This window comes from Methylobacterium sp. WL103 (assembly GCF_008039885.1).
GTDB lineage: Bacteria > Pseudomonadota > Alphaproteobacteria > Rhizobiales > Beijerinckiaceae > Methylobacterium > Methylobacterium cerastii.
Genome location: NZ_VRUX01000282.1, coordinates 1 through 5,354 on the forward strand (window position 1 = coordinate 1; position 5,354 = coordinate 5,354).

Below are 5,354 nucleotides of genomic sequence, written 5' to 3' on the forward strand. Positions count from 1 at the left end.
GCTTCGGCTTGACCTTGGGGGGCGCTGCAGGCGCGGCGTCCGGCGCCTCTTCCTGCGCGGCGGACGGGACGGCGCCCACGGACACCGCGATCAGGGAGGCCGCGAGGAGCGCGGCGAAGCGCGCAGAATGGCGAGATGCGCGGATCGGCGACATGCGAGACTAGGCCCCCTCGGCCGACATGGCTTCGAGGAAGGCGCCTAAAGCCCGGGGCGGGGCGGCGCAATCCGGCGCCGCCGGATTTTCCGGCGCGGCGGTCGGATCAGGCGTGCGGAAGCGTCTCGGCGGCGCGGGCGCAGCGACGCTCGAACGCATTGCGGCCTTCGCGACGGAGGACGCGGACCACCGTGAAGGCGAGGGTCAGGAAACCGGGATCGCGATCCTGGGGCTCGTCGGCGGGGGCCGGGACGTGCGCGGTGAGGACGGACAGCATGGGCGGCTCCGTGCGACCTGCGACCCGGGACGGGTCTTCGATCGATCTTGCGATGCAGCATGCGATCGTTGTGCGGTGCACGCAACGCACCGGTTCGAAGGTCTCGCATGCAGAGGTCGCATGCGCAACACTTCGTCAACACCTCTGCGGTTCGCGCGGGCGCCGTGCGGTTGACCCTTGTGGCATGAGGCGGCACTAGGTCCGGCATCCACGCGGCGCCCTGCGACGGCCGAGAGCCCGGAACGGCAGCGCCGCCGGGCGGCCTGAGGGGACGTCGCATTCGCGGACGGGCCCGGCCTGTCGCCCCATCGTCACATCGGCCGCCTAACCCGAGCCGCCTCTGCGCGCCGCGCACATCCGAAGGACCGCCCCCGCCATGACCGATACGCCGAAGCCAGGTTCGAACAAGGCACCCGTCCACGGCCGCATCAGCGGGCCCATCGTGATGATCGGGTTCGGATCGATCGGCCGCGGCACGCTGCCCCTCATCGAGCGCCACTTCGAATACGACCACGCCCGCTTCACCGTGATCGACCCCGCCGATTCGCATCGCGCGCTCGCCGACAAGCACGGCCTGCGCTTCGAGACGGTGGCCCTCACCCGCGAGAATTACCGCGACGTGCTCACCCCGCTCCTCACCGAGGGCGGCGGCCAGGGGTTCTGCGTGAACCTGTCGGTCGACACCTCGTCGCGGGCGATCCTGGAGCTGTGCCGCGAGCTCGGCGCCCTCTACATCGACACCGTCGCCGAGCCGTGGCCGGGCTTCTACTTCGACAAGGACAAGAGCCAGGGCGACCGCACCAACTACGCCCTGCGCCAGGACATCCTCGACGCCCGCGCCGCCAGCCCCGGCGGCACCACCGCGGTCTCGTGCTGCGGCGCCAACCCCGGCATGGTGTCGTGGTTCGTGAAGCAGGCGGTGCTCAACATTGCGAAGGATACCGGCGTCACGACCCCCGAGCCGAAGTCCCGTGAGGAATGGGCCGCGCTGATGCGCGAGGTCGGCGTCAAGGGCGTGCACATCGCCGAGCGCGACACGCAGCGCGCCAAGCACCCCAAGCCGCAGGGCGTGTTCGTCAACACCTGGTCGGTCGAGGGCTTCGTCTCCGAGGGCAACCAGCCGGCCGAGCTCGGCTGGGGCACGCACGAGACCTGGATGCCCGCGAACGCGCGCGAGCAGGAGAAGGGCTCGCGCTGCGCCATCTACCTGCTCCAGCCCGGCGCCGACACCCGCGTGCGCTCGTGGACGCCGACGGCGCAGTCGCAGTTCGGCTTCCTCGTCACCCACAACGAGGCGATCTCGATCTCGGACTACTACACGGTCCGCGAGGGCGATCGGGCCGCCTACCGCCCGACCTGCCACTACGCCTACCACCCGGCCAACGACGCCGTGCTCTCGCTCCACGAGATGTTCGGCAACGCCGGCAAGGTGCAGGAGAAGCACCACATCCTCGACGAGGACGAGATCGAGGACGGCATCGACGAGCTCGGCGTGCTGCTCTACGGCCACAAGAAGAACGCCTACTGGTACGGCTCGCAGCTCTCCATCGAGGAGACCCGCCGGATCGCACCCTACCAGAACGCCACCGGCCTGCAGGTGACCTCGGCCGTGCTCGCCGGCATGGTCTGGGCGCTGGAGAACCCGGAGGCCGGCATCGTCGAGGCCGACGAGATGGACTTCCGCCGCTGCCTCGAGGTCCAGACCCCGTATCTCGGGCCCGTCGTCGGCGTCTACACCGACTGGACCCCGCTCGCCGGCCGCCCCGGCCTGTTCCCGGAGGACATCGACGCGAGCGACCCCTGGCAGTTCCGCAACGTGCTCGTGCGCGGCTGAAGCCGGCCGTCCGCGATCGTTGCGGACGCCCCCCGGAATGCTACCATCGCGGCCTCACCGGAGGAGGCCGCGATGGCTGTTGCCCGACGCCTCGACGACCTCGCCGAACGCAGGGACGCGCACGCCCTCCCCGGCCTCGCAGTGCTGAGCGATGCAATGGACGACTTCGCGCCGATTCCCGACATCGTCGTGCAGTGCGGGCCGCTGCCGCGGGACGGCTACACGCGGGACCCGCTCGTCGTCGCGGAGGTGCTCTCGCCGTAAACGATGAGCATGGATCGAGGCCGCAAGACCGACTTCTTCCGGACGGTCGCATCGATCCGGACGTTTCTGATCGTCTACCTGGACGCGCATCGCGTGGAGGTCTGGCAGCGGGACGCCGGCTGGGCGATGCGGATGCTCGGCCAGGGCGAGGCCGTCGACCTTCCCGAACTCGGCGGCACGCTCGCGGTCTCCGACATCTATGCCCGGGTGGAATTCTGATCGTTTGCGGATGACGTCGGTCGCGCGCCGACCCATCTCGTGACATTCTCGCCTACGTGGTTCGGAGGCTCGCATGGCAGTCGCGGCAAAGCGGGACGACCGCATGGGCGTCGCCGAGTACCAGGACTGGGTCGCCGGCCGCCCGGACGACGAGCGCTGGGAACTGCTCGACGGCGAGCCGGTCCTGATGTCGCCGCCGAGCGAGCGGCACCAGACCATCGTTTTCACCTTGTCACGAAGGCTCGCCGAACTCGTGGAGCCGAAGGGCTGCCGCGTCGTCCCCGGCATCGCCATCGTGAGCCGGCACATGGACGACATCGCGCCGATCCCCGACGTGGTGGTGCGTTGCGGTCCGATCCTCCCGGACGGCTACGCCTCCGATCCCGTCCTCGTCGCCGAGGTGCTGTCGCCCTCGACCATGAGCGCCGACCGCGGCCGCAAGACCGACTTCTACCGCGCCGTCGAAAGCCTTCAGGTCTTCCTGATCGTGTACCAGGACGAACCGCGGGTGGAGGTCTGGCGGCGCCAGGAGGGAAACGCCTGGCGCAAGCAGGCACTCGGCCTCGACGGCGCGATCGAGCTGCCCGAGTTCGGCGGCGCCCTGCTCGTCGCAACCGTCTTCGCCGGTCTGTCGTTCTAGAGCATCCTCCTCGCGCGAGCCGGCATCCACCGCGTTCGCCAGTACTTTGACAAACTCCCAGCAGGTCGTCGCCCTTGCCCCATTTCGAAGACTTCTACGCCGACAAGCTGCGCGGCGGCCTCGGCCTCACCGATGCGGAATCGGTGATGGACCTGCGCGGCGCCAACCGGGCCACGGCGGAGGCGTCGCTCAACGAGATGCTGGAACGCAGCCGCTTCGCCAAGGGCAAGACCGTGGCGATCCGCCTCGACCCGCCGCCCGAGGGGGGCGGGGAGACGCTGTTCCAGCCGGCCGGACGCCTGCTGCTGGACGCCAAGCGCCGCGGCTTGGTCGACCGCCTGCAGACGCTGCCGGCCGGCGACGGCCTCGGGTTCTACGTGGCTTTGTCCGGGAAGCCGCAGCGCGATCCGGCGTGAGCGGCCCTTCCGGTCGCTCGTCCACCCGCTTTGCGGGGCGCAACACGATCGAGCGCCTGGCCCGCTTCGGCTTCTGCGCCCGCGGCGCCGTCTACTGCGTCGTCGGCGTGCTGGCGGTGCTCGCGGCCGTCGGCGCCGGCGGCAAGGCCGGCGACAGTGCGGGTGCGCTGCGCTTCGTGCTGCTCGGCCCGCTCGGCCCCTGGATCGTCGGCCTGATCGCGCTTGGGCTCTGGGGCTTCGCCGCCTGGCGGCTGGTCGAGGCCGTGACCGACGCCGACCGGCGCGGCACTTCCCCCAAGGGTCTCGCGGTGCGGGGCGCTCACCTGATCAGCGCCGGCATCTACGCCGGCCTCGGCTTGACCGCGGCGAGCCTCGCCCTCGGTCTCGGGCTGCAATCGGACGGCGATGGCCTGCAGGACTGGACCGCCTGGCTGCTGGCGAAACCCTATGGCCGGGTCGCGGTGGCGCTGATCGGCCTCGGCGTCGTCGGGGGCGGCGTCGGCTTCCTGGTGAAAGCGGCGCGGGGCGACGTCACCGAACGGCTCGCCCTCGACGCGGCGCGGCAGGCCTGGGCTGAGCCGGTCGGCCGGTTCGGCTACGCCGCCCGCGGCATCGCGTTCCTGATCATCGGCGGCTTCGTCGTCGTCGCGGCCTGGTACCAGGCCTCCTCGGAGGTGAAGGGCCTGTCGGGGGCGTTCCAGGCGCTGCGCGCCCAGCCCTACGGCCGCGTCCTGCTGGCGATCGTGGCGGCTGGCCACGTGGCGTTCGGCGCCTTCGGCCTGATCCAGGCGCGCTACCGGCGGATCGACGCACCCGACATCGACCAGGCCGACGACGCGGTGGCGCGGGCGGTGCGCCCGGGGGCCTGACGCCCGCGTTGACACCGCCCGAGGCGGAGCCGATACCGCCGCGGAACATCATGCAGCAGCGTACCTACAAGACCGCGGTGATGGTGGTCCACGACCTCGTGGCGACCGCGCTGGCCGTGGTCCTCACCTTCGTGTTCCGCTTCACCGGCGACGCCCTCGCCGAGCGCCTTCACGCGCTCCCGGTCCTGCTGCCGCCGTTCCTCGTCGTGGCCGGCCTCGTCTACCGGCAATTTCGGCTCTACCGCACCAAGTGGCGCTTCGCCTCGCTGCCCGACCTCGCGGGCATCGTCCGAGCCGCGAGCGTGCTCGCCTTCGGGCTGCTGGTGCTCGACTACGTGCTGGTCTCGTCGGACCTGTACGGGTTCTACTTCTTCGGCAAGATCGCCATCGTCCTGTACTGGGTGCTGCAGATCTTCCTGCTCGGCGGCACGCGGCTCGCGTTCCGCTACCTGAAATACGCCCGCTCCAAGCAGTCGAGCGCCCGGTCCGCTACGGTGCCGACCCTGCTGCTCGGGCGCGGCGCCGACATCGAGACCCTGCTGCGCGCCATCGAATCCGGCTCGGTGCGCAAGCTCGCCCCGCGCGGCATCCTCTCGCCGCGCGCCGACGAGGCCGGGCAGACCATGCGCGACGTGACCGTGCTCGGCGGCTTCGCCGACCTGGAGCGGGTGGTCGGAGAGC

General features: G+C 70.9%; 7 protein-coding genes and 1 pseudogene. 7 read left to right on the plus strand and 1 reads right to left on the minus strand.

Annotation, left to right across the window (positions count from 1 at the left end):
* Positions 1-260: 260 nt before the first annotated feature.
* The gene (locus FV222_RS29715) at positions 261-431 is read right to left on the minus strand and encodes a hypothetical protein (RefSeq protein WP_187275069.1); all 171 of its coding nucleotides are present in this window, start codon (positions 429-431) and stop codon (positions 261-263) included.
* Between the two features lie 376 nt (positions 432-807).
* Here FV222_RS29715 and FV222_RS16255 point away from each other — a divergent pair, with 376 nt between their 5' ends.
* From FV222_RS16255 to FV222_RS16285, 7 genes and pseudogenes are all read left to right on the plus strand, one after another.
* Positions 808-2,265, plus strand: coding sequence for a saccharopine dehydrogenase NADP-binding domain-containing protein (locus FV222_RS16255; RefSeq protein ID WP_147815111.1), 1,458 nt, complete (start codon positions 808-810; stop codon positions 2,263-2,265).
* Between the two features lie 72 nt (positions 2,266-2,337).
* Positions 2,338-2,529 (plus strand): hypothetical protein, encoded by a 192-nt coding sequence (locus tag FV222_RS16260; RefSeq protein WP_147815113.1) that lies wholly within the window; start codon positions 2,338-2,340, stop codon positions 2,527-2,529.
* A gap of 3 nt (positions 2,530-2,532) precedes the next feature.
* On the plus strand, positions 2,533-2,748 hold the full coding sequence (locus tag FV222_RS16265) for a hypothetical protein (RefSeq protein ID WP_147815115.1): 216 nt from the start codon (positions 2,533-2,535) through the stop codon (positions 2,746-2,748).
* 73 nt (positions 2,749-2,821) lie between these two features.
* Positions 2,822-3,388 (plus strand): Uma2 family endonuclease, encoded by a 567-nt coding sequence (locus FV222_RS16270; protein ID WP_147815117.1) that lies wholly within the window; start codon positions 2,822-2,824, stop codon positions 3,386-3,388.
* Between the two features lie 74 nt (positions 3,389-3,462).
* Positions 3,463-3,804: a hypothetical protein gene (locus tag FV222_RS16275; RefSeq protein WP_147751003.1), complete on the plus strand. Its 342-nt coding sequence runs from the start codon at positions 3,463-3,465 to the stop codon at positions 3,802-3,804.
* Positions 3,801-4,673 (plus strand): DUF1206 domain-containing protein, encoded by an 873-nt coding sequence (locus FV222_RS16280; protein ID WP_246685496.1) that lies wholly within the window; start codon positions 3,801-3,803, stop codon positions 4,671-4,673. The genes FV222_RS16275 and FV222_RS16280 overlap by 4 nt, the downstream gene beginning before the upstream one ends.
* Positions 4,674-4,723: 50 nt before the next feature.
* Positions 4,724-5,354: pseudogene (locus tag FV222_RS16285) on the plus strand (capsular biosynthesis protein); the annotation flags it as partial.

Coding starts and splice junctions, on each gene's coding strand:
- FV222_RS29715 (WP_187275069.1), bottom strand. CDS start 431: ATGCTGTCCGTCCTCACCGCGCACGTCCCGGCCCCCGCCGACGAGCCC.
- FV222_RS16255 (WP_147815111.1), top strand. CDS start 808: ATGACCGATACGCCGAAGCCAGGTTCGAACAAGGCACCCGTCCACGGC.
- FV222_RS16260 (WP_147815113.1), top strand. CDS start 2,338: ATGGCTGTTGCCCGACGCCTCGACGACCTCGCCGAACGCAGGGACGCG.
- FV222_RS16265 (WP_147815115.1), top strand. CDS start 2,533: ATGAGCATGGATCGAGGCCGCAAGACCGACTTCTTCCGGACGGTCGCA.
- FV222_RS16270 (WP_147815117.1), top strand. CDS start 2,822: ATGGCAGTCGCGGCAAAGCGGGACGACCGCATGGGCGTCGCCGAGTAC.